The following is a 24,168-nucleotide window of genomic DNA, read 5'->3' as shown; positions in this document are numbered from 1 at the left end:
TCCTTTATTCAATATAAAACCCCATCAATACGTCATCTCCATATGATCCATCTTCATACTTTATTTGCTTTCTTTGTCTTCCTTCTTCTACAAAACCCATACGTTTGTACACTTTAATTGCCCGATCATTAACAGAAACTACACCTAAGCAAATTTTCTCTAAACCTTTCTGCCCTTTCGCCCAACTAATAAGAAATTCAATTAATTTCGTGCCGATGCCTTGATTACAATACGCCTCTTTAATCCCCATTCCCATTGTGCCTGCGTGTTGTAACCGTTCTAGTTCATATCGGTTGAAAATTAAAAAGCCAACTACCTTCCCATCTACTTCATACACGATATAAAGATTACCTTTCTCATTACTTTTCCGTATCTTTTCTCTTTCTGCATTCATATCATTCGGTAACTTCTTTGGGGATACTATGAAAAATTTTGTAGTAGTTTCCGATAATATAATTTCTTTTCTAATATTCATAATTGCTTCTGCATCAGTCTCTTTTACTAACCGTATCATTGAATCACCTCGTACTTTTTCTTTTTAAAAATAATATTACAACTATAAAACGGCCAATATGCAATATTACATATTGAGAATCTTTTTACTCTTGATACAATATTCATATATCAAAATACAAGGAATGTATACAATGAATCCAATCTTAACAGCTGCAAAACAACTATTACATAAAGAAGAAAAAATTTTATCTACTTTAAAATGTTCACTTACTGGCTATATGATTACGCATAAAGTCCCGTATCCTGGCATGTTACTTGCTACTAATCAAAGACTTCTCTTTTTTAGCCAATATAAAAACACATTCATTGCCGAATTTGATTATGAAAAAATTCTATCCATAGAAACGAAGAGAAGAATCTTTGACAAAAAAATAATATTTTACTATGAAGATGAATATATAACGCTTGGATACATTACAAGTTCGAATGTTGAAGCGTTCATAGACTTACTACATAGAACGTAAGTATTCCAAATGCATCTTTCATACTTGTATATACTTCTTTATCAAACAATATAGGTGAAAGGGCATAAACAAGAAAGATTATTAGCGGATTTACGATAAAATAATAAGTAAGATTGCCTTTCATCATATCAACTCCTCTACCCTATGTTTCTCTGTAAATTGTTGTAATTCCTGTCCTTTTATTTAGCTATACATGAAATATGATGAAATTAAGGAGAAAAAGGGATACAAAACAACCATTACATTATGAAGAAAATATTTTATCCACTTTAAGTACAGTTGTACAACTTTCTTACAACTGTATTTCTTTTTCATTTTTACTCCTCTCATCTACACTTCTCTTAATGTATTTATTACTTTTACGTCTGTAACTTTTTATTCAAATTAATAAATTCATTATGGTAAATTATGTTATAATTTAATTATACATACTTTGGAGGGGAAATAGTGAAAAAAGCTATTATCGTATTCAGCATCCTATATCTTATTTTAACCGTACATACAGGAGCTGTTCTTTTAGGAAAAGAGGATTATAAAGGGACTATCAATACATTAAAGAAAACAAAGGAAACCACTTCCTTTCAATCTGCAAAAGACGGTGTGATTTTATTAAAAGGAACATTAACTACCGCGCAACCTATTACAGAGGAAAAACTTCAAAATAAAGAATTCGCACTCCTTGAAATTAATACATATAAACGACGAAAAGCAAATTGGATAAACATTAATACTGAGCAGCATATTGCAAAGCAACTCTTACTAAACAATGAGACTCTTCCTGCATTAAAAGAAATCCGCTTCTCAATGGAACCAATTACACTGTCAGGCAAAGATATTTCTGCCGAAGACTATTCACTAAAAAAGGATGATACCCAATTAACAATTAAAGGTAAAGGATACCGATACACCGGAATAGAAAACAAATCAGACGTTCTTATTTTTGGCATAAAAAAGGAGATACACTTGAAGGTTATAGTGGCTCTGAAATTCTAATAGGAAAAACAAAAGAGGACATTTCCAGTAACATGAAACTATATACTTTTGCTGAAAAATATGGTCCATTTGTTTGGATTGTAGCTACAATTATCCTTATAAGTATTGCTATATACTTCTTCCGTAAAAATAGAAAAACAAATGAAATTTCTCAGCCTATAAAGTGAAACTTTAATCAGTAGGTGTTTTGTTCAGCCTCACTGATTATTAGCCCACACTAATCAGGCGTTTATTGGCAGTCTATCTCCCACCTAACTTCTTTTCTCTAGCCAAATTTTGAGGTGGGAGCCTTACTGCCCACAAATAGCGTGATAAAAAAAGACCAATAAAAAAGGCACCATTTCGGTACCTTTTTTATGTTCCTTATTTACGCTTCAACCGATTGATTTTCAGCAATATTTCTAAATTGTCGTTTATGCATCCAAGTTAATGAAGCGATTGTTCCAAGTGATAATACAACAATGAAGATCATGAGCATTCCAATGTTTTGCCACATGAAGTTAAAGTCTCCGCTTGATACAACTGCCTTCAATCCAGATACAGAGTATGTCATCGGTAACCAAGCATTGAATGGTTGTAAAAACTTCGGAATCAATTCTAGTGGGAATGTTCCGGCACTCGTTGTAAGCTGAATAATTAATGTGATGATGGCGATGAAACGGCCTGCATCACCGAATGCTGTTACTAAACATTGAATTAATGCGATAAATGCTAAACTTGTAATGATACTAAAGAGTATGAAGTATGGAATGCTTTGTACTTCTACACCCAATCCGAACAGTAATATAACATCTGCTACTATCGCTTGAATAATACCAACTGATAGTAGTACGCCGAACTTACTAATAAACCAACTAAACCCTGATTTCGGAACGCCGACTGTATCACGTAATGGATATACGATTGATAATAGTAATGCCCCAACGAATAAACCGAGTGATAAGAAGTACGGCGTAAATCCAGTTCCGTAGTTTGGAACTTCCGCCATTTTCTCCGTCTTCACTTTTACAGGACTTGCAAACATATCATACGTTTTATCCGTCCCTTTTACTTCACCAGTTTTTTCTGCTCCTTCGCCAAGTTTCTCTGCAAGTTCACCTGAACCATCGTTTACTTTTACGAGACCATCCGTTACTTTTCCTGATCCGTCTGCTAGTTTATTTACTCCGTCGATTAGCTGGGTTGAGCCATTTGATAATGTGCCTAAGCCTGTTGTTACTTGACCGGAGCCATCTGCTAATTGATTTACTCCACCTGCCATTTGATTTGCTCCTACAGATAATGTTCCTAAACCGCCTGTTACTTGGCTTGAACCATCTGCTAATTTGGATACCCCTGCTGATAATGTTCCTAAACCGCCTGTTACTTGACCGGAGCCATCTGCTAATTGGGACACCCCTACAGATAATGTTCCTAAACCGCCTGTTACTTGGCTTGAACCATCTGCTAATTTGGATACCCCTGCTAATAATGTTCCTAAACCGCCTGTTACTTGGCTTGAGCCATCTGCTAATTGATTTACTCCACCTGCCATTTGGTTTGCTTCTGCAGACAATGTTCCTAAACCGCCTGTTACTTGACTTGAGCCATCTGCTAATTGATGTACACCACCTGCCATTTGATTTGCTCCTGCAGATAATGTTCCTAAACCGCCTGTTACTTGACCAGAGCCATCTGCTAATTGATTTATCGCATCAATTAATTGACCGGATTCATTTTTAAATTTATTTGCGCCTTCTTTTGCTACATTTAAATTTTTACCAAACCCTTGGAAATTTTCAACAAATCCTTTTTGTGCACTGGCTAATTTCTCAATACCCTCTGTTAAAGAGTCCAATTTCGCTGTATTCGGTAGTTTGTTTTGTGCATCACTTGTTTTTTGATTTATTTCGCCTTTTAATTGTTTTACTTCTTCATTTAATTTATTTGTTCCACCTGCTACTCCGGCAGCTTTTTGTTGAACTGTAGCTGTACTTTTTACAGCACTTGTTATAAATGGTTGTAACTGCTCTTGATATTCTTTCGGTAAACTCTCGATTTGCTTTTGTAAATTCGCTACATCTTGCGCTGCATTTTTTGCATCTCCTGCTGTTGATTGCGTAAGTTCATTTAACTGATTTACATTCGCCCCAGCTCCATCTATTTTCTCATTTACTGTATTCAATATAGAAGGGCCTTTCGACTGTATTTCCTCTAAACCTGCAGCAGAACTTTTCACTTTACTATTTAAATCTTGCAAACCCTTTTCAATTTTTTGAGAAGCTACCTCTAATTGTTTTTGTCCCCCAACCAGTTGTTCCATACCATTTGATAGATCAGTTGTTCCTGTTTTTAATTCACCGGATTTACTTACTAACTTGTTCAAACCACCGGTCACTTTCTCAGATCCATCACGCAATTCGCCAATACCTTTTTGCATTTCACCCGTTTTGTTATTTAACGTATTTAAACCGTCTGTTACTTTTCCTGACCCATCTACTAATTTTCCGATACCTGTTTGCATCTCACTTGTTTTACTATTTAACGTATTTAAACCGTTCGTTACTTTTCCTGATCCATCTACTAATTTCCCGATACCTGTATTGCTATTTAGTGCATGTAAACCATCTGTTACTTTTCCTGACCCATCTACTAATTTTCCGATACCTGCATTGCTATTTAGTGCATGTAAACCGTCTGTTACTTTTCCTGACCCATCTACTAATTTTCCGATACCTACATTGCTATTTAATACATGTAAACCATCTGTTACTTTTCCTGACCCATCTACTAATTTCCCGATACCTATTTGCATTTCACCGGTTTTGCTATTTAACGTATTTAAACCTGCTGTCACTTTCCCAGATCCATCAAATAGTTTCCCAACTCCATCCTTCATCTCCCCAGACTTCCCTTGAAGTGTATGAAGGCCATCCGTCACTTTACTTGAACCATCATGCAATTCACTTGATCCGTCGTGTAGTTTACTTGCCCCTTCTGATCCATCTGCTAATCCTTTTGAGACGTCTTTAATAGAATCGAACATTTTCTCTGCATATGTTTTCGTTAACGTGCTTGATACTTCAGTTTTAATCTTTTCAATGGCTGTTCCTCCAATTTGTGAAGATAAGAAGTTTAAACTTTCGTTTGGAATGTACTCTAAGTTTAATGGCTTTGGATTGTCTTTTAGTAACGTTGTAGCGTTACTGGAGAAGTCATCTGGAATGCGCACTAACATGTAATACTTTCTACCTTCCATTCCTTTCTTCGCTTCTTTTTCACTTACGAACTCCCATTTAAAACTTTTATTATCTTTTAAATTATCAACGAGCCCTTTTCCAACCTCAATTGGTTTCCCATCAAATACTGCGCCTTTATCTAAATTGACTACTGCAACTGGTAAGTCATCTAACTGTTTATACGGATCCCAAAAGGCCCACAAAAACATCCCTGCATATAAAATCGGTACGAATAAGACCGCAATAATTGGAATTAATATTTTTTTACTTTTTATAATTTCCGTGAACTCTTTCCGAAGTAACTGATTCCCTTTCATAATTCCTCCCCCTTTTATAAAATGACCAAAATGTTCATATAGTCATTTTTACCCAAACAAAAAGGCTATACTTGTTCATACATATGCCTTATTCCCGAATTTATTACTATGCAACTTTTTCTCATTATGATTATAATTTTTCTATATCCCCCCTTAACTTAAATATATGACCATATTGTTCATTTGGTCATTTTTTATAAAATTAAAAGGATTATCTTAGTTTGACAATCCTTTTAGTAAATAAAGTTCAAATAACTCTGCAATTTTTTCTTTTTCTAGCGGTTCATGATTTTTTTCCCAATCAAAAATAAGCGATACATATAGACGAAGCATAATAAATGCTGTAATTTCTGGATCACATTTGCTAATTTCACCTTTTTCAATCGCAATCTTTAAATACGATTGAATAACAGAAACGATTTCCACATCAACTTGTTGCATAACTTCTTGTACTTCTTTCGTTCCCATATCGCGCTCTTCTTGAATTAATTTAATCATAAGCTGATGTTCTTTTCTAAATTCCAAGATGCTATATAATGCTCTATGTACATTTTCAAAAAATGAAACATCTGAACGAATTGCACTTTCTGCAACTTGCTTCATTTCTGTAATTAAATTAGAAATAATTTCACCAAATAGCTCTTCTTTATTTTTGAAAAAAGTATAAATCGTTCCTTTTCCTACATTCGCTAACTTCGCTACTTGATCCATCGTTGTTGCTTTATAACCGAACGCTGAAAAAGACTTTGTTGCAGCTTCAATAATAGAACGTTTTCGATCTATCGCCACATTGTCACCTCCAAAAATGACCAATTGGATAATATAGTCAATCAGTACATCTTTGATATTACCACACGCTTACATTCTATACAAGTTCTCTTTTTATTATTTCCAGTATAAAAAAATTTCAGTCAAGTTATATCATACTGTCCATAGTTTATCAAAAAGTATACTTGTATGGAAAGCTAGAATATATTCGTAAATAATTGCTGACTAGATCCCACTAGAAACTTAATAAAATAGACAGTGTTCTTAAAACCAAAGTTTTAAGAACACTGTCTATTATTTTGACATAGAAAGTAATATTTTCTCCATCTCTTTCTTAGTTAGATCATCATCAATTATCTCTTCGTATATCTTTGTATCTCTTGTAAAAATATCATTTACTATGACAATTTGATAATCACTATTCTTACCTTGTGCTGGTACAAACATTTTGAGTCCTTTTAACTTACTCTCTCCTTGAGAATATTTATTATATACCATTTCTTTCCCGTCTAAACTATAACTTTCTAGATTCTCTTCTCCAGGCATCATGTAGTGTAGTGGATCCTTACCACCATTAACATTACCATCCATATACATCCTTGACTGGTAAATTGTAAAACCATATTTCCCTTTTGTATATTCTGATTTAATAACTAATTCTACATCTCTTCCAAAATATGAATCAGCCCATTCTCTCTTTAATTCATAACCTTCAGGTATATAAGTTGGCTCCTTAATTTGATACGGTACATGTTCTTTTGCTTCTTCTATAGTATATGTTAAAGACTTCTGCAATTTATCATTAAAAGGGTTTAATTTCTTCTGAATACTAGCTAATTTTTCTTGATTAGTTTTATTCAAACGTTCAAGATTAATTTCCTTTGTATCTCCATCATAATTCTCAGGCACATTTTTCTTAACCATTGCTTGTTTCTGAATTTCGCTAGCCTCTTTAAATAATTGGACATATTGTTCAAATTCTTTTTTTGTAAAATTCTTTTCTGCCAAATACAAAAGATCTGTATCTCTTTTATATGACTTTATCGACATACCCCATTCTCTACTTGCATTCTCTGGTGTACCATATACTGTTTCTATCGCTTTTTCAAATGCCGCTTTAGATTGCTTATTTTCTACAACCTTTTCCTTCTGTCTTTCATCTCCCTCGGTTATCCTTGCATTTAATAAAAATCCGCCTGCTATAGCTGCTATCGCAATCACTCCAAGTAAAGAAAGACGATACGATTTCTTTTGGAATTTTTTAATCATAATGATTCTCCTTTTTAGTGTTCGTTTATTTCTACTTAAATTTGCTAGGCTTGGTACTTGATAGGAATAGTGTTGTAGAAGGGTAATAATTGTATGACCGTATGCAATTTGTTCCTCTTTATCTATAAAAGTAAGTGCATATGCATCACAGGCTAATTCTTGATCTTCTCGCATACAAAAATAGGCGTACCAAAGAATCGGATTGAACCAATTTAATAGGATTAAACTGTACATAATCCAATTTACAGCTACATCGTTTCTCTTAATATGAGCTAACTCATGGTAAAAGACATATTGTAATTGTTGTTCATTTAATACTTTCATATGTTTTTTTGATAGTAATACTTTCGGGCGAAAGAAACTAAAAACCGTTGGACTTGCAATCTTTCCTGCAAGACGTAATGAAACTGCCTTCTTCATTTTCATAGATTGCTTACAGCGATTAAACACTGTAGCGACCTGTTCATCCGTAATATCCGGTTGTTTCTTTATGTACGAATATAAACGTCTATTTGTAAGAAACGTTATGACTGCTAATACGATTACCCCAGCTAGCCAAACATACAAAGCAAGTTGGTATAAAGAAAATGTAGTCTGTTTTTCCGAACTGACTTTTACTTCCGGTTCGCTAGTTTTTGTCACCATTTTAGAATTTGATTCCAATTCCACTTTACGGTCGCTTTCTATGTTTACTATATTCTCAGTAGCCGGCATATTTTTTGGAATAACTTCCGATACGCTAGAACTATAAGAAAGTAATGAGTAAATGCTATAAGAGCTATCTGGCGACCACGGTAAAAGGAGTCTTATCATTAATACGATCCACAGCATATATTGCCACCGGGGGGGTAATTTATTTCTAAATAGAACTTTTATACATAAAATAAATCCGACTAATATGCTAGCCATAAGTGACGTTTCTATAAGCCAATCAAAAAAATGAGGAAGGTATACATTTATAAGCGTGTTTATCATTTTTATCGATCCTTCCTCTTATTCTCCTCTGTCTTCTCATCTAAAATGCGTTTTAATTCATTAATATCTTCTGAAGATAATTTCTCCTCTTTTAAGAAATTAACAAGTAATGGCTTAAACGCTGCACCGCAAAAACGTTTTAGTAAAGATTTCGTTTCCACTTGCAAATAATTATGTTGTGATACTAACGGATAATAAGCGTACATACGCCCTTTATCTTGATGGTAAGAAACGGCTTCCTTTTGTACTAATCGATTAATTAATGTGCGGATTGTTTTCGGTTTCCAGTCCATTGCATCTTCCAGTTCTTCTATAATTTCATTCGCTGTTTGCGGAGAACTCGACCAAAGTACTTTCATAATTTCTAATTCCGCTTCAGATATTTTAGGTAATTGATTTGTCATCGTATGTTTCACTCCTAAGTATTACATTTGTAATCTACAATTAAGATTACAAATGTAATACTTAATTGTCAACCATATTTTAGAAAAATTAATTTCAGCTAAACCTTACTTCACAACAACAAAATTCCTCTTTTTCAAATAATCAAATAAAAAAACAAGAAAATCTTTACAATTAATAGTAATATAGAAAATAGACAAGTTTATCAAAATAGTGGAGGCTTTTTCAGTCATGATGCGTGCGCTTCGTTTAAATATAAAGCAAGCTTTTTGTAATCGTGTTTCTTTAATTATTATGTTTAGTGGATTTGTTCTTATTTGTATTTATCATTATTATTATGTAATTCGTTATTTAGGAGACGCTGCGAATGGACCTATATCGACGGATATTAAATGGATTGGATTTCGTGGAAATGAAATGGATGTTTATTTATTATTAATGCCAGTTATTGCAAGTCTTCCCTTTAGTACAAGTTATAACTCGGATAAGTCCGATGGTTTTAAACCGTTTGTCAGTAAAGAAATTTCTTTATTTTCTTATTCAGTAACGAAATATATCGTTACATTTTTTTGCGGCGGACTTCTTTATACATTTCCATTCATCTTATCGTTATTATTTTGCAAATTAACCATTCCAGACGGAGTACCAACGGCTGGTTCAGGCATTATAAATGATAACGGGATGTTCGCAAACTTATATGAAACTTCTCCCATCACTTACATTGCTGTATATATCGGAATTAATTTTTTATTTGCAGGTTTGATGGCTCTTTTAGGACTTGCTGCATCTGCATGGTCCCAAAAGGACTATATGGCGCTTCTATTTCCATTTGCAACTACCTCTATTCCTTACGTCCTGCTAAATACGGTACTCCCTACAATAGGCGGAGCACCTATTCATTTATATGATCCAAGGCAGCCGCTGCATGGCATGTCACCATATATTTTGACAATACAATGTGCCTTCTTCCTCCTCGTTAGCTTAATCATGTATATACAAGGAGTAAAACGTGATAGAAAAAAATATAGAAGAAGGTTGCAAAAAAGAGAGCGGTGTAGAAAGGCGTTTCAAGTATAATAAAACCCTAATTTCCTTACTATATTGGAAATTAGGGTTTTATTTACTATTCACTTACGGTGTACCAGCCAATCCCCATAAAATAACAACCGCTACAAAATAAATCGCTTTAATCACTACTACTAAACATAATGAAACAATTGCATATTTACTTAATTCTCTTCTTGCACCTATTAAAGTGAAAATAACCGCCAAACTAAATGTTATATAAGAAGTTGCTGTATGTATTAAGTTATACGTAATATCTAGATTGCTTGTAAGTCCTGTTATATCAGCTACAAACTGAAGCATGACGATCGTACTAAAAAAAATTGCAAACTGATTCATTACCTTTCCATTTATTTGTAACTGCATTGTTGTCCTCCTTATTAAAAAACTAAATATTCAATCAATTTTATCATTAGATTACAAAAAAAGGAATCATCTCTTTATACTATTCTATAACGATGCAAAAAAAGAACGCTTAGTCACCTAAGCGTTCCTTTCTTTAAGAAGCTTTCTTCAAATCAATTTGAGCAAGTACTGGGTCATGGTCGCTTACACGTCCATGCTCTTTCATTATATTTGAGTTTAAGTGCACTGGATCTACAATTGTGTGTGGTGCGATATTATTTGTTACTAAAATATGATCTAACACTTGTGCATTTCCTTCGTGAATGTACGTGTAACGATTCTCTTTTGGCACTGTGTTTAACATATCTTTTAAGATTGTTCCCTCTAGTGTTTTTAGTGGTTTAGAGAATTCGAAATCGTTCATATCACCTAACACGACAACTGGTGCATTCGTATTCTTTTTCTGAATTCCTTGCACGAAATGATTTACCTCTTGTGCTAACTGAATTCGTTTGTCTTCACTTCTTAATACGAGCGGCTGCACTTTTCCAAATGGCGTTGCATCTCCTAGTTTTGAGTTTAAGTGATTTGCAACGACAACAATGTTTTGTCCTTGGAACGTAAATTCTGCCGCTAACGGTTTACGTGTACTTTCAAATAATGGATTTTCGTCTCCAATACGAACAACATTTTTATCAAGTAACTTTGGTACCGTCGCTAATTTCACGCGTGATGGATTATAGAAGAAGCCGACGCGAATATTCGCTCCTGGTGCTCCTCCGTCTTGATTATTGTTTGGAGCGATTTCTACATACTCATACTTCGGTCCACGAATTTCTAGAACTGCATCAATGATACGTTTTGCGCTTAATGACGCATCTGTTGTACCGTCATTAATTGATCCGTTATTATCTTGCATTTCCTCTACACCGATAATATCTGGCATTTTTAAGTTGTATTTAATAGAATACGCTAACGCTTTTACCTTTTCATCTGTTGTTTCTTTTTTATTCGCTGAGAAGTTTTCAATGTTATATGTAGCAACCGTTAACTTATCAAGACGAGGCTGAATATTTGCGCCTACTTGCTTAAATCCGCCATCCACTACAGCTGGCAGTTCTGTTATTGGCGAAATACGGAAAGAACCGTAATCATATCCTACTACCCCTGTTATATCTCCAGTGAAAGTATCTCCTACTTTTGCTACATAATCGCGAGGTACTTTTACAGAAAGGCGCTCTGGGTTTAATTGATTTTCATCTAATAGAGGTGTGCCATATTGTGTTACTATTTTATCTCCACCATTTTTTACTGTTACATATAAATTTCCGTTTTTCTGAGGTGTAATAATTTTTGGTGTTGGCATCGTAACACGCATACCTTCTATACTTTCATAGAGGTCGATTGCATCTTCATTTGGATCAAATAAACTAAATGCATCATTATCAATAATCTGGTCTGGGATTTTCACACCGTTTTCCCCAAGTACAATCGGTGCCGGCAAAGATTGATCTTTTGCGATTACAGCAACGCGACTCGCCTTAATTTCTGTCGTCGTTAAGTCTGTTTCAAATCGCTCTGCATAGCCTGGTCCAACATATTCTTCTACTACTCCATCAACTTGAATAAGATCTCCTACTGCTACATTCGCATCTTTTTTATATACGTACATACCTTCTGAAGTAGCTGGATCATTATCTGGCTGATTATCTTCTATATAAAAACCATTTTTATCAAGCGCTGTGACAACGCCTTCCACATTGTTTACTTTCTTCCCGTTGTAAGGAGACATATGTGATTTTCCTTGAATGTCATGAATACGAACCTGTTCATTATTTACGATAATAAATGAAAATGTCGAAATTGCTGAAGAAGTAAGTCCTTCTTTTTCTGCGATTGCTTTCACTACACTATTTTCATTCACTATAATCTGTCCATTATAACGAACACTTTTATTAGTAGGATTAGAGCCATCTAACGTATAGTAAATTGTTGCACCTTCTGTATTCGTCGTTAATGTTACCGCTGTTCCTTTAGCAACTTCTCCGCCGTTCGGTGAAGCTACTACATCGCTAACACGGTTTTGTCCTTCACCTTGAAACTTATAAGCTGTTACTGATTTTAGACCTGGGTTACTAAAATATAATTCAAGAGTCCCAGTCAAACTAACTTTCTTCCCGATATTTTCAGGGTGATCTTTTACATTCACTGCCGTTCTCACATCACCTTTTGGCAACTGAACGGGCATGATTTTGTCTGGATTCGTTTCGTTTGGCGAATCTGCAATTGCTACGTTTGTATCATCAAACTTAGCTGGATCCTTCGTATATTTAGAAGAACTTTGCGTATATCCGACAATATAGCCTTCCACAATCCCCTTCGTTTTCCCTTGCTGCTTAAATACTTGAATTGCTTTTTCTACTGACATAGAAGCAGTTTCTTCTGCTTGCGCTAAAGTTCCAGTAAATGAAAGCAATAGCAAGAATGATAAAAAGACGCTTAACAATTTCTTCACAGCCATTTTCCTCTCCCTATTTCATATTTTCTCAGCATTTCTATCATAACAAATGATTCGTTATATAGAACTATTTTTCGACAAATTTTACAAAAGATTTATTTAATTTACAAGCTTTCAAACTATAATACAAAATAATAATTTTACACCTTCTACAAATGCACTCTATAATGTTAGGGAGAGAAAACAGAAAATATCGACATTTGATTGGCATGTAAAATGGATTCATTTGAATAGGAGTGATTGGATGGAAGTGCAAACAGAAACATACCGCGCAGCTATGAATGGAACATTAGAACGTCATTTTTCAGATATGATTGCTGTTATACCAACTAGAATTACAATTGAGCAGTTAAAACACCGACTAGAAATTATCGCTACTAAAGTTGATGAGTTAAAAATTGTTTATAGTGATGAGACAAGCCTTATTGTTGAATTACATATGGGTGAAACAGTCATACCGTATGAACTGCATATTGATGAGGCGAACGACCCAGAAGAATATAAAATGTACAATAGACAAGATTCTACAATTGTAGATCGTAATTTTGAAGATGTGGCTTTCGGCACTGAAATTTTCACTCGTACGCTATTTGTAGGCGATGTACTGGACTGCTTTTTCCAGCAGTTACAGTTTTTATGGAATCTCGCCCCAGATTTGTTATTTGTAATCGATTCAAGTGCAGCAATGAAAGTGATATCTAGAAGCTATATTGAATATCACGTTGAAAATGAATTATTACCTGACATTCCTGACTTGTACGTTATTCATTCTGTTTATGAAGACGATAAAGATGATGAGCCTACGCAATATTGGTTTCATACACATGGTCTTTTAAGAGCAGGCGTAACTGAAATAGAGTTAATTATTCCAAATCGCATTTCTTCCTACTACGGCATTGGCGATCTCTTTCAAACATTTGCTAATAATGCCGTTGAGAATGGACAAGTCCCTATGAATGAGCCTATCGTTATCGCGCATAGTCAGCAAGGTTCTATACATACAGTCGCTGTTCCGTGGGAAAAAGGATTATCTTATATAGGGCATAAAACGAGTATGGACCAATTATCTTCAATCGAGGATGAAGAAGTGAAACTACAACCAATAGATGCACAAAATACATTCTTAGGCGGAATGGATGCCCGAGATGAATACCATCAATCTCCATCCGTTCTCTTATTCAAATTTAATACTTCAGAAGAATATATTGAAAGTTTTTTCAAAGAACACGAGGAAGCTACAGGGCTCATGTTCTATAAAACAAATAGTGAAACGGCTCGTATGGCTTACAATGCGAAAAATACTTTCGGGTATTTCAGCAACATTTTTCATATTGAACAATCAAATGAAGATTTTCGTTTCCTTGCTAAGTTTGGTGTCTCCTACGAAGAAGGAAAAAGTGAACATATGTGGTTTGAAATGCAAAACATTACGGAAGATTTCATTCAAGGAATACTCATTAATGAACCATATTTTATAGAAGATATGAGTGAAGGAAATAGTTATCATTTAGATTTTGATAACTTAACAGAGTGGGTTATTTATGCAGGAGATGCTGTTATAAAGCCAAATAACTTATATATGTTTATTGGCGAATAAGTATTTTATATAATAAACGAAACGCCTTCAATATGATTGAAGGCGTTTCTTATAATTTATTGTGCGATTAATTCAGCATCTATTACTTTCTCCAAATGAGATAATACACGCTTTGCAGCTTCCTCACCTTGATTCATACAGTCTGGAAGTCCAGCACCAGCATAGGAGCTACCTGCCAAGTATATACCTGGCAACTCTTTCTCCATAAATGTTGTGAGCTTTTTCATTCGCTCGTTATGGCCCACTGTATATTGAGGCATCGCTTCTTTCCAGCGACTTACGATTGTAAACTCTGGATCCTCTGTAATATCCATCGTCTTCCTTAAATCTTCTAGTACGAGCTGAACGAGTTCTTCTTCAGTTTGTTCTACAACCGCTTCATCACCAGCACGTCCAACGTAACAGCGAAGGAGTGTTTTTCCTTCTGGCGTTGTATGTGGCCATTTTTTATGCGTCCACGTACATGCTGTAATGGTGTAATCGCTATTTCGTGATACGACAAATCCTGTACCATTAATATCGCGCTGGATTGCAGACTTTTGGAAAGCAAGTGCCACATTCGCAACGGATGTGGCTGGAATATTACGGAAGAAACGAAACTGCTTGTACTGAGCAAACATGGATGGCAATACTTTATGCGAAGTTGCCACTACGATGGCGTCCGCTTCTATTTCTTTTCCGTTACTAAGAGTAATCGTATAACCATCACCCTGTTTCGCAACTTTTTCAATGCGAGTTCCCTTTATTATCGTACCTTCATGCATCTTTGCTTCGAGAGATTTTACGATAGATTCTAAACCTGTTTTCACTGTTTGGAACATTCCCTTTTTCGGTTCAGCTTTCTCTTCTTTCGGAGCGAGCGTACGCATACCGAGTGAAATACTGCGATGTTTCTGCTCAATTTGATACATTTGCGGGAATGTTGACATTAAGCTCATTTCATCAATATCCCCTGCATAAATACCCGATAGTAACGGCTCTATTAAGTTTTCAACCACTTCGTTTCCAAGACGATGTCTGAAAAATTGTCCGAGTGATTGGTCAGATACTGGCTTTGACCTCGGCATTAATAGATCAAAGCCAGCTCTTAGTTTACCAATTGGGGAGAACAGCCCGGAAAATAGAAACGGCGTAATTTGCGTTGGAATTCCCATCATTGATCCATTCGGCATTTTATGTAACCGATTGTTTACAAGGATAAATGATTGACCGGGTTGATTATTTACAAGTTCATCGCCAAGACCTAATTCTTTCACTAATCTAGCTGCACTTTCTTTTCGTGCTAAGAAAGAATCTGGTCCGCGCTCAATTGTAAATCCATCTTTTCGAACGGTTTGAATTTTTCCGCCAAGTTTACCCGATGCTTCTATAAGTAATGTATCAATCGGCAAGTTTTTTTCATGCATATTTTTTTGTAAGTTATACATTGCTGTTAATCCAGTGATGCCTCCGCCGACGATCACAACTTTTTTCCTCAAGCAGGCTCCTCCTTTCTTCTTACAGTACAGATTCTTTTTTCTTTAATACAACATCTGTTAAACAATCAATAAATGCGTCCGATGCATTTGGCATTTCTGGACGATAATATTTTGCACCAATTTCATCCGTTACAACTTTACACTCAAAGTCGTTGTCATATAAAACTTCTAAATGTTCCGCAACAAATCCAACTGGTGCATATACGAATGAAGTATAACCGTGCTTTTCATTTAGTTCTCTCGTTAAATCTTGTACATCTGGACCAATCCAAGGATCTGGTGTGTTTCCTGCACTTTGCCAGCCTACTGCATAGTTTGCTACTTCAGCTCCGCGCGCGATATAGTCCGCTGTTTCATTTAATTGATCTGGATATGGATCGCCCATTGCAATAATTTTCTCTGGTAAGCTATGCGCAGATACGATTAATACTGCTTTTTCACGCTCTGCATCTGACATACCGTTATATATACCTTTCACTGCATCGACCCAGTACTGGATGAATTTCGGCTCTTTATACCAGCTATCAATGCCATGAATTGTTAAGTTTCCAAGTTTCTCAGCTTCTTCTTGTGCTCGTCCAATGTATGATTTCACGCTAAACGTAGAATAGTGAGGTGCAAGAACAAGTGCGATTGCATCTTGTATTCCGTCGTTATGCATATCTTTCACTGCATCTTCAATAAACGGTTCAATATGTTTTAAGCCAAGATACATATGATACTCTACTTCATCTTGTACTTCATTTAAACGCTGTTCTAACTTCTTAGCTTGCTCTAATGTAATAGTAGCTAAAGGAGAAATACCACCAATTGCACGGTAACGCTCTGTTAAATCTTCCAGCATTTCAGGACTTGGCTTTCTTCCTCTGCGAATATGTGTATAGTAACGTTCAATATCTTCTTCTTTATATGGCGTTCCGTATGCCATTACAAGCAAACCAATTTTCTTTTTCATACAGCAATTCTCCTTTACTTCGCTAACTGCCCTTTAGAGTATTCATGAATAAATGTAGTTAAACGTTTTAATGTATCTGGATTTACTTCTGGGAATACACCGTGACCTAAGTTAAAGATATAACCCGGCTGTTTCATCCCTTGATCTAAAATACCTTTTACATGTTCTTCAATAACAGACCATGGTGCAAGTAAGAATGAAGGGTCCATATTACCTTGTACCGCCTTATGAATACCGCGTGCACGTGCTTCTTCAATCGGTAAGCGCCAGTCTAAGCCGACTACATCAAGCGGTAAGTCGTGCCACTCATTCACTAAGTGTGCAGCTCCTACGCCGTGCATAATCATCGGTACACCCATCTTACGAACTTCTGCAAAAATACGCTCCATTGCTGGTTTAATAAATACGCGATAATCTGCTACATTTACTGTTCCAACCCAAGAATCGAAAATTTGAACTGCTTTTGCTCCTGCGTTAATTTGCGCTTTTAAATATGTAATAACCATATCTGCTAGTTTATCCATTAAAGCGAACCAAGCTTTTGGCTCTGCATACATGAACGCTTTCGTATTATGGTAGTTACGAGATGGACCGCCTTCAATCATATAGCTCGCTAATGTAAATGGAGCTCCTGAAAAACCGATTAACGGTACGTCTAACATTTCTGTCGTTAATAAACGAATTGTATCTAGTATGTACGGTACGTCATCTTCTGGATTGATTTCCCCTAGTTTTTCTACATCTTGTAAAGAACGGATTGGGTTATCGATAACTGGGCCAATACCTGATTTAATTTCTACATCCACACCAATTGCAGGTAGTGGTGACATAATATCTTTATAAAGAATTGCTGCGTCTACGTTATACTGATCAACCGGCAATTTTGTAACGTAAGCACATAACTCTGGATTGTGTGTAATTTCAAATAAAGAATACTTTTCTTTAATCTTTCTATATTCCGGCTGTGAACGACCTGCCTGACGCATATACCATGCTGGTACATAATCGGTACGTTCCCCCCTACATGCTTTTAAAAATGTCTCATTTATAGTTCTTACCAAGACCCTTGCTCCCTTCCTTACCAATGCTTCGAATACGTTCGATATTTATCTTTTTTTACTATACAGCTTGTAAAAACAAAATGCATAATATTATGTACGTTGTTCATTAAATTGACACAAACATTCTTAAAAACGCTTACCATTTTCACAACATTCTTATTATAACACAGAGAAAAACTATGGTTTAGCTACTTTTGACTTTTCTCCTTCACGATTCGTTTGTGTATTATATGGTACAACGTAAAAGCTCGGTTTTGAAAATATGTTAACGAACTTTTCCTCATATTCCCCAGCACCATTTACAGTGCTAACATGCGTATGAATTCCATTCTCCACTCTATAGATTCGGTACATAATTCTGTTATCTGGAAGTGGTGTCCAGCTTAATTTTGCTTTAAATAAACCGAAAGGGCTAAATGATAATTTCATTTTTACATCTTCAATTTTGCGCAGCCGAATCGGAGCGCCGATTGTTTCCACACCTTCAGGCTTCATAAACTTCTCTTTATGTTCTACATTAGCCTTCGTTAAAATTTTCTTAAACAATTTTGTCGCAGATGCACTTTCTCCTTGCAACTGATGCTCCTTATCCGTGCGGTCATAACCAATCCAAACAGCGCCTACTAAGTTTGGTGTATAGCCGACGAACCACATATCTCTTGCTCCCTTATCGTCATTTGGCAATGAAGTTGTACCTGTTTTCCCAGCTAACGCACCGTTATATACACCAACTCTCGCTGTTCCTTCCTTCACAACTCCTTCTAACATTTTCGTCATATACCATGCTGTCTGCTTCGAGAAGATTTTTGTCTCTACTTTTGGAGATTCCCCAATGACTGCACCGTGTCTATTTAATACTTTATCAATAACGTGCGGCTCGATAATATTTCCATTTGCTAAAAATGAACGATACATTTTTACAAGATCAAATGTTGAAACGCCATTTTTCAATCCGCCAAGCGCTGTACTTAAACCAGCATCTGCAATATGAACATTTCCTTTTTCTAAATATTGCTTTCCTTCTTCTACCCCTAACTCATTTAATAAAGAAACTGCCGGTACATTTGCCGACTCTAAAATCGCATCATACATCGTCATTTCTTTTGAATACTCATGATTATAATTTCGAGGTTCATACCCTTCAAAAGAATTTCTTTCATTCGTTAATAAAGAATACGGATTATACTTTTTCGTTTCTAGTGCTGGTGCATAAACGATAAGTGGTTTTAAAACAGATCCAGGCTGCCTTTTGGCAAAAACACGATTAAATCCTCTCGGGACGTACTTTCTTCCCCCAATCGCCGCTTTAATCCCTCCCGTACGATTATCCATTAATAAGAAAGCACCTTGCGCCCCCTCTTCTTTCCCAGGGAAATTCCTTGCATCTTGAAACTGGTTATATGCTACCTTTTGAATCTTTTCATCCATAGGTACGACAAACGTATATCCTCCGCGAAGTACTTCTTGATGAGACAATCCGTATAAACGAGCGGCTTCATCTATGACCATATCAATATACGGCATATATGCAAGCTCATTCTCATCTAAATTTTTATATAGAGCAATTGTCTTCCCTTGATAACGAACGCTTTCTTCTGCAGTCAAATAGCCTTGTTTATGCATAAGTGACAACACTAGATCACGGCGTTCCTTACTCTTCTCTGCAGAATAGTACGGTGAATATCCGTTTGGTGACTTCGGAAGGCCTGCAAGCATTGCCCCTTCCTCTACTGTTAAATCCTCAACATTTTTATTAAAATACAACTTTGCTGCCGCTTGAATGCCGTAAGCCCCATGACCAAAATAAATATGATTCATATACATTTCAAGAATTTGTTGCTTCGTATATTTTTGCTCTAATTGAAGAGAAATTGCGACTTCCTTCAATTTGCGCGTAAATGTTTTTTCACGAGTTAAAAAGACGTTTTTAGCGAGTTGCTGCGTAATGGTACTACCGCCCTCTACCTTCTCTCTAGCTAACGTATCTTTATAAAGAGCACGGAATATAGACGGATAATCAATCCCTTGATGCTCATAAAAACGAGAATCTTCCACCGCAACAAACGCCTGCTGCACATACTTCGGAATTTGCTCGATTGGTACGAGCTCTCTATTTTCTACGTATAATTTCGTAATTTCTTTCCCTTTCTGGTCAACGATACGTGATGAAGAGTGGAAAACGAGCTGCTTTTCATCCATCATATAGCCACCAGCTAACACGATAAGTTTATAGATTACAATCGCTACTACGAACGTTGCGACGCCGCCTAATAAAGTCCACTTTACTTTCTTCATACATCGTCCTTCTTTCCAAATGATGGTACATTTATTATTTGAAAAAGAAGTATCTTTATGTATATAATCTTCGAAGTTTTTTAAGAGAGTTGATATAATAGAAACAAACTATTAAGGGGGCATTAAAATGAAGGCTATTATTTCATACGAAACACCTCTAGAACAAGCACATTTCACTGCAAAAAATGATGAAAAAAATATGTTTTATAAAGAAAATACAGAAGAATCTATAGAAGGCTCACTTCAGTATGACGTACTAGATGCTGTCGGTGAATTTAAAGGACAACCTGGCTATATCGTTTGTAACAACATTTCTGTCACAGACGAAGGTCGCCCAGTATTTGAAAACCGCTTTAAAAACCGCGCAGGCCTTATTGAAAACGAACCAGGATTCCAAGCGATCCGTGTTCTACGTCCATTAAGTAACGATACATACGTCATCTTAACGATGTGGGAAACAGAGCAAAACTTTAAAGACTGGACAGAATCACGTTCATTCGAAAACGCTCATAAGAAACGCCCTGTACAAGCAGAAGGACAAGCTCCAGCTCATCCACATGCGGAACAGCAAAAGAGTATTTTCTCTCGTCCGTCGTTCGTGACTACTTTTGATGTGTTAGTTTAATTAAAACATAATACAACACTAACAGTACGTGAAATTATATTAACGATTTTCCGAATATATCTATCATATCTTTGAATATATCAACGATTTTCCGAATATATCTATCACATCTTGAAATATATCAACGATTTTCCGAATATATCTATCATATCTTGAAATATATCAACGATTCGACTAAAGATATCCATTTAATAACAAAAAGGAAACACCATTACACACCGGTGTTTCCTTTTTCTTTGTACCAATTATATATACGAAGTGAATCTTTTTTTCTCATATGCTTTACTTCATAACCGCGCCCAGCTACCGCTACAAGAGTTGTACATAATTCATCTTTTCTTTGAAAATACGATTGATTATAACCTACTGCTTGAACATGTCTTCTTCGCATTATTCCTGTATATTTCGAAAAATTACGATATACAACCGTTAGTTGATTTTCTCTTAATTCATAACCGCCACTTTTATATCTAGCATACGCAAGTAACGAAAACACGATAAATAACGGTAAAATAACAAACAACGCAATATATTGTTTAAAATATATACTCACGCTGGCAATTAGAACTGTGAGTATGATACTTATTAACCAGCCCATAATGAAATAACGACGCAACGCTGTTTTTGGTAAGTGAACGATCTCCGCTTCGATTTCATATGGTAACTCTAAATATGTGATCAGGTGCTGTACATCTTTTTTCTTCATAAATGGATGCAACATTACTTCGTTACTTGCTGCTCCAATACTTTGAATTGCTTCCACTTCAACAGCACAATAGCCAAACGGCTGGCGAAGCATACCTTCTTTTACAGTAATCGCTTGAATGCGGTGCAATTTTAAGACAAACTCTTTCTTTTCAAATAATCCTTGAACGATACGAATCTCTTCCCCTTTTCGCTCAATTTTAAAGTTTGCATATTTCAACACATATCCAGCCGTGGAAATAATCCACGAAATTGCCATTAAAATTAATGCAATTACAATTAGTTTATAAACACCGTTTCCCATCACATACGCTTCTACTTTACTTGTGAATCCTTCAGGAAGAACAAAATCAAACTTTGTGTAAAGAAGTACCAGTCCAGAGAACACTAGTCCGAACCGACCAGATGTAATCGCTGCGGCTAAAACCTCTTTCGCTGTTAACTGATAAACCGTCTTGCTTTCTTCCTCTTCTATTTCTTCTTTTACAGTAGTTTCTTTCTTATGTAATAAAGAAATTAAATGTTTTGCCTCGTCTTCTTTAATACCAGCCAACATCACTTCTGGTTCATTACCACCACCGGCTACTTCTATATTTAACTTCATAAGTCCGAGCATTTGATAAATGATGTTAGAAGACGTACTAATATTTTGTACACGCTCTTTATTTAAATAGCTTTCCTTCTTTACAAAAACACCGTGCTTTATATGTAAAATATTATTCTCAATCCAGTACACTTTAAAATACCATTTAATTGCTGAAAAAATAGCCATGATGAATAAAACAACCAGAAGAAAAAGATAAAATAAATACCAAGGTTCCACTTGTTCATCAGGTTTAAATAAAACAAGAATAATAAGTGGCAACAAACTCGCAATCCTAATACCTAACAATATCGTAATCGGATGTTGCCTCTTATACATCCTTATCACTCACTTTCGCAAGTTCTCCAATTTGTCTTTTCAGCTGTTCTGCTTCTTCTTTCGTTAAACCTGGAATACTATGAGAAGTTGCGGCTGTTGAAATATGTAATTCTGCTAAATTATACTTTCTCATGATCGGCCCTTGCTCAATCGTTACGTGCTGCACACGGATCATCGGAATAAGTACGCGTTTTACAACAAACATTCCCTTTTGAATCTCAATCTCTTCTTCATTTAATCTGTAACTATAATAGCGTTGACGTAAATTTGGAAACACAAAATAATCAAGGGGAATAAATGTAATAGCTCCTGTTACTAATAGTCCGAACAACCAGCCCCACCAGTTAAAGTTAATCATAAAAAAGAAATACGCAATTACGACTGTTAGTATAACTACCGCCCCAATTAAAGCGTGCATCCTCCACACTTTCAGCATATTAGAATGAATCTCCCTTTCTAACGGCTGCATCTCATCACTCCAATTCTATGAATTTATTACTTATATATTATCAAAAAATAAGATTTTATATACATTTTTGTAAATTTATAGTCAAATGAAAATAGTTGAATCAAAAGCATATTAAAGAAACACATACCTCAGTTTTGAAAATTATGTATTATAAATATGAATTATATTGAACTAAAATAAACCTTACATGATTCATGCAAGGTTTATCGTTTTATACACAATATATTTCATTATTGTTGAGATATACTAGCATCGCTTTCAATTCGCTTTTCTTTTTGGCTTAGTTTTTTATCTTTAGATTTTTTTAATGTTAAAGTCATGCCAATAAAAATAAAAAGAATTCCTGTTATTTGCATTAAAGTTGGACGGAATCCAGTAAGTACAGTATCTAATAATATTGCCACTGCCGGATCTAAAAAAACTAATATTGAGATGGTTTTTGTAGATAAATAGCGTAAACTATCAAAAAACAGATAATATACTATCCCTGTGTGAATAAAACCAGTAGCTATAATATATGTCCAATTACTTTGAGTGAGGCCACTAAAAGCATCTAAATCTATAAATGGTATTAAAAGAAATATCCCCAAGAATGTTTGTAAAAATGTCATTGCATACGCACTCATTTTGTTAATCCCTTTACCAAATAAAGTTGTAAATGCATAAAAGAGAGCCGCAAGAAATCCCCATATCATACCTGAAGACATTAATGAGCCGACAGAGAAGCTTCCATCAATACCAGCAATTAATAAAGCTCCTGCAAAACACACAATTATTGAAATGATAGATATGAATGTTAATTTTTCTTTAAAGACGATACTTCCAATTAACAGTACAATTACTGGTGCAAGATGATAAACTGAGATAGCAATGGTAACTGACATATTTTCAAAGGCTTTAAATAAGAAAACCCAATTAAATACTAAGAAAAAACCACATATTAAAACTTGAATAACTTCTTTTCGTTCCCATTTATCTTGTTTATATTGCCCTGTAAGCAACCAGCATACACTTAAAAATATTGTCGCAAAAATACACCTTACAAACACTAATTCAAACGAAGGTAAGTTTGTTTGAACAGAAAAAAATCCAACTGATCCAAAGATAACCATTGATGCTATCATCTTTAAGGCCGGTACCGTTTTCTCTTGCTTAAAACTCTTTTGAAGCAAATTAATCCCCCTCCAATAAAAACTCGGTTTATAGTGAGA

At 35.3% G+C, this 24,168-nt stretch carries 18 protein-coding genes and 1 pseudogene; 5 read left to right on the top strand and 14 right to left on the bottom strand.

Annotation, left to right across the window (positions count from 1 at the left end):
- Nucleotides 1-4: 4 nt before the first annotated feature.
- Nucleotides 5-514 (bottom strand): GNAT family N-acetyltransferase, encoded by a 510-nt coding sequence (locus ACTL4X_RS05585; protein WP_000620467.1) that lies wholly within the window; start codon nucleotides 512-514, stop codon nucleotides 5-7.
- A gap of 133 nt (nucleotides 515-647) precedes the next feature.
- Here ACTL4X_RS05585 and ACTL4X_RS05580 point away from each other — a divergent pair, with 133 nt between their 5' ends.
- Together ACTL4X_RS05580 and ACTL4X_RS05575 are read left to right on the top strand one after the other, a co-directional pair.
- Nucleotides 648-980, top strand: coding sequence for a PH domain-containing protein (locus tag ACTL4X_RS05580; RefSeq protein ID WP_001068219.1), 333 nt, complete (start codon nucleotides 648-650; stop codon nucleotides 978-980).
- A gap of 447 nt (nucleotides 981-1,427) precedes the next feature.
- Nucleotides 1,428-2,140: pseudogene (locus ACTL4X_RS05575) on the top strand (hypothetical protein).
- A 200-nt stretch (nucleotides 2,141-2,340) separates the two neighbouring features.
- On the opposite strand, the gene ACTL4X_RS05570 reads toward ACTL4X_RS05575, so the two are convergent.
- The 4 genes from ACTL4X_RS05570 to ACTL4X_RS05555 all read right to left on the bottom strand — a co-directional run bounded on the left by ACTL4X_RS05570 (nucleotide 2,341) and on the right by ACTL4X_RS05555 (nucleotide 8,924).
- A complete protein-coding gene (locus ACTL4X_RS05570; protein WP_086401900.1) occupies nucleotides 2,341-5,508 on the bottom strand; it encodes a YhgE/Pip domain-containing protein in 3,168 nt (1,055 codons plus the stop codon).
- A gap of 216 nt (nucleotides 5,509-5,724) precedes the next feature.
- On the bottom strand, nucleotides 5,725-6,297 hold the full coding sequence (locus ACTL4X_RS05565; RefSeq protein WP_000963381.1) for a TetR/AcrR family transcriptional regulator: 573 nt from the start codon (nucleotides 6,295-6,297) through the stop codon (nucleotides 5,725-5,727).
- 273 nt (nucleotides 6,298-6,570) lie between these two features.
- A complete protein-coding gene (locus tag ACTL4X_RS05560; RefSeq protein WP_086401901.1) occupies nucleotides 6,571-8,520 on the bottom strand; it encodes a M56 family metallopeptidase in 1,950 nt (649 codons plus the stop codon).
- 2 nt (nucleotides 8,521-8,522) lie between these two features.
- Nucleotides 8,523-8,924, bottom strand: coding sequence for a BlaI/MecI/CopY family transcriptional regulator (locus tag ACTL4X_RS05555; RefSeq protein ID WP_000184510.1), 402 nt, complete (start codon nucleotides 8,922-8,924; stop codon nucleotides 8,523-8,525).
- Between the two features lie 229 nt (nucleotides 8,925-9,153).
- On the opposite strand from ACTL4X_RS05555, the gene ACTL4X_RS05550 reads away from it, so the two are divergent.
- Nucleotides 9,154-9,999, top strand: a complete 846-nt coding sequence (locus ACTL4X_RS05550; protein ID WP_000984146.1) for a membrane protein — start codon at nucleotides 9,154-9,156, stop codon at nucleotides 9,997-9,999.
- Nucleotides 10,000-10,053: 54 nt separating this feature from the next.
- On the opposite strand, the gene ACTL4X_RS05545 is transcribed toward ACTL4X_RS05550, so the two are convergent.
- Entirely contained in the window at nucleotides 10,054-10,353 is a 300-nt protein-coding gene (locus tag ACTL4X_RS05545) for a hypothetical protein (protein ID WP_001176852.1), read from the bottom strand.
- Nucleotides 10,354-10,486: 133 nt separating this feature from the next.
- Nucleotides 10,487-12,853, bottom strand: a complete 2,367-nt coding sequence (locus tag ACTL4X_RS05540) for a DUF6359 domain-containing protein (RefSeq protein WP_098214472.1) — start codon at nucleotides 12,851-12,853, stop codon at nucleotides 10,487-10,489.
- A gap of 241 nt (nucleotides 12,854-13,094) precedes the next feature.
- Here ACTL4X_RS05540 and ACTL4X_RS05535 point away from each other — a divergent pair, with 241 nt between their 5' ends.
- Nucleotides 13,095-14,447 (top strand): DUF4026 domain-containing protein, encoded by a 1,353-nt coding sequence (locus ACTL4X_RS05535; protein WP_098214473.1) that lies wholly within the window; start codon nucleotides 13,095-13,097, stop codon nucleotides 14,445-14,447.
- Between the two features lie 56 nt (nucleotides 14,448-14,503).
- Here ACTL4X_RS05535 and hemY read toward each other — a convergent pair whose 3' ends face one another.
- The 4 genes from hemY to ACTL4X_RS05515 form a co-directional block, all read right to left on the bottom strand.
- Complete coding sequence (gene hemY, locus ACTL4X_RS05530) at nucleotides 14,504-15,925, bottom strand: protoporphyrinogen oxidase (RefSeq protein WP_086401904.1); 1,422 nt, start codon at nucleotides 15,923-15,925, stop codon at nucleotides 14,504-14,506.
- A 19-nt stretch (nucleotides 15,926-15,944) separates the two neighbouring features.
- Nucleotides 15,945-16,880: a ferrochelatase gene (gene hemH / locus ACTL4X_RS05525; RefSeq protein WP_086401905.1), complete on the bottom strand. Its 936-nt coding sequence runs from the start codon at nucleotides 16,878-16,880 to the stop codon at nucleotides 15,945-15,947.
- Nucleotides 16,881-16,894: 14 nt separating this feature from the next.
- The gene (hemE, locus tag ACTL4X_RS05520; RefSeq protein ID WP_017656766.1) at nucleotides 16,895-17,941 is read right to left on the bottom strand and encodes a uroporphyrinogen decarboxylase; all 1,047 of its coding nucleotides are present in this window, start codon (nucleotides 17,939-17,941) and stop codon (nucleotides 16,895-16,897) included.
- A 177-nt stretch (nucleotides 17,942-18,118) separates the two neighbouring features.
- The gene (locus ACTL4X_RS05515) at nucleotides 18,119-20,236 is read right to left on the bottom strand and encodes a transglycosylase domain-containing protein (protein ID WP_000756288.1); all 2,118 of its coding nucleotides are present in this window, start codon (nucleotides 20,234-20,236) and stop codon (nucleotides 18,119-18,121) included.
- A 127-nt stretch (nucleotides 20,237-20,363) separates the two neighbouring features.
- Between ACTL4X_RS05515 and hmoB the strand changes: the two genes are divergently transcribed.
- Nucleotides 20,364-20,861, top strand: coding sequence for a heme-degrading monooxygenase HmoB (gene hmoB / locus ACTL4X_RS05510; protein ID WP_086401906.1), 498 nt, complete (start codon nucleotides 20,364-20,366; stop codon nucleotides 20,859-20,861).
- A 211-nt stretch (nucleotides 20,862-21,072) separates the two neighbouring features.
- On the opposite strand, the gene ACTL4X_RS05505 is transcribed toward hmoB, so the two are convergent.
- The 3 genes from ACTL4X_RS05505 to ACTL4X_RS05495 form a co-directional block, all read right to left on the bottom strand.
- Nucleotides 21,073-22,488, bottom strand: coding sequence for a PH domain-containing protein (locus tag ACTL4X_RS05505; RefSeq protein ID WP_000278131.1), 1,416 nt, complete (start codon nucleotides 22,486-22,488; stop codon nucleotides 21,073-21,075).
- Nucleotides 22,481-22,957: a PH domain-containing protein gene (locus ACTL4X_RS05500; RefSeq protein WP_001182728.1), complete on the bottom strand. Its 477-nt coding sequence runs from the start codon at nucleotides 22,955-22,957 to the stop codon at nucleotides 22,481-22,483. Before ACTL4X_RS05500 ends, ACTL4X_RS05505 begins: the two co-directional genes overlap by 8 nt.
- A gap of 230 nt (nucleotides 22,958-23,187) precedes the next feature.
- Complete coding sequence (locus ACTL4X_RS05495) at nucleotides 23,188-24,129, bottom strand: DMT family transporter (RefSeq protein ID WP_000939625.1); 942 nt, start codon at nucleotides 24,127-24,129, stop codon at nucleotides 23,188-23,190.
- Between the last annotated feature and the right edge of the window lie 39 nt (nucleotides 24,130-24,168).

The sequence above is a fragment of the Bacillus sp. RE35 genome (genome assembly GCF_052146655.1).
Lineage (GTDB): Bacteria > Bacillota > Bacilli > Bacillales > Bacillaceae_G > Bacillus_A > Bacillus_A cereus.
This window is presented reverse-complemented; position numbering and strand designations above follow the sequence as displayed.

Bases quoted from the DNA above. Each gene is read 5' to 3' on its own strand.
- ACTL4X_RS05505 (WP_000278131.1), bottom strand. From the start codon at position 22,488: ATGTATAAGAGGCAACATCCGATTACGATATTGTTAGGTATTAGGATT.
- ACTL4X_RS05545 (WP_001176852.1), bottom strand. From the start codon at position 10,353: ATGCAGTTACAAATAAATGGAAAGGTAATGAATCAGTTTGCAATTTTT.
- ACTL4X_RS05515 (WP_000756288.1), bottom strand. From the start codon at position 20,236: ATGAAGAAAGTAAAGTGGACTTTATTAGGCGGCGTCGCAACGTTCGTA.
- ACTL4X_RS05570 (WP_086401900.1), bottom strand. From the start codon at position 5,508: ATGAAAGGGAATCAGTTACTTCGGAAAGAGTTCACGGAAATTATAAAA.
- ACTL4X_RS05585 (WP_000620467.1), bottom strand. From the start codon at position 514: ATGATACGGTTAGTAAAAGAGACTGATGCAGAAGCAATTATGAATATT.
- ACTL4X_RS05580 (WP_001068219.1), top strand. From the start codon at position 648: ATGAATCCAATCTTAACAGCTGCAAAACAACTATTACATAAAGAAGAA.
- ACTL4X_RS05500 (WP_001182728.1), bottom strand. From the start codon at position 22,957: ATGCAGCCGTTAGAAAGGGAGATTCATTCTAATATGCTGAAAGTGTGG.
- hmoB (WP_086401906.1), top strand. From the start codon at position 20,364: ATGAAGGCTATTATTTCATACGAAACACCTCTAGAACAAGCACATTTC.
- ACTL4X_RS05535 (WP_098214473.1), top strand. From the start codon at position 13,095: ATGGAAGTGCAAACAGAAACATACCGCGCAGCTATGAATGGAACATTA.
- ACTL4X_RS05550 (WP_000984146.1), top strand. From the start codon at position 9,154: ATGATGCGTGCGCTTCGTTTAAATATAAAGCAAGCTTTTTGTAATCGT.
- hemH (WP_086401905.1), bottom strand. From the start codon at position 16,880: ATGAAAAAGAAAATTGGTTTGCTTGTAATGGCATACGGAACGCCATAT.
- ACTL4X_RS05560 (WP_086401901.1), bottom strand. From the start codon at position 8,520: ATGATAAACACGCTTATAAATGTATACCTTCCTCATTTTTTTGATTGG.
- ACTL4X_RS05555 (WP_000184510.1), bottom strand. From the start codon at position 8,924: ATGACAAATCAATTACCTAAAATATCTGAAGCGGAATTAGAAATTATG.
- ACTL4X_RS05540 (WP_098214472.1), bottom strand. From the start codon at position 12,853: ATGGCTGTGAAGAAATTGTTAAGCGTCTTTTTATCATTCTTGCTATTG.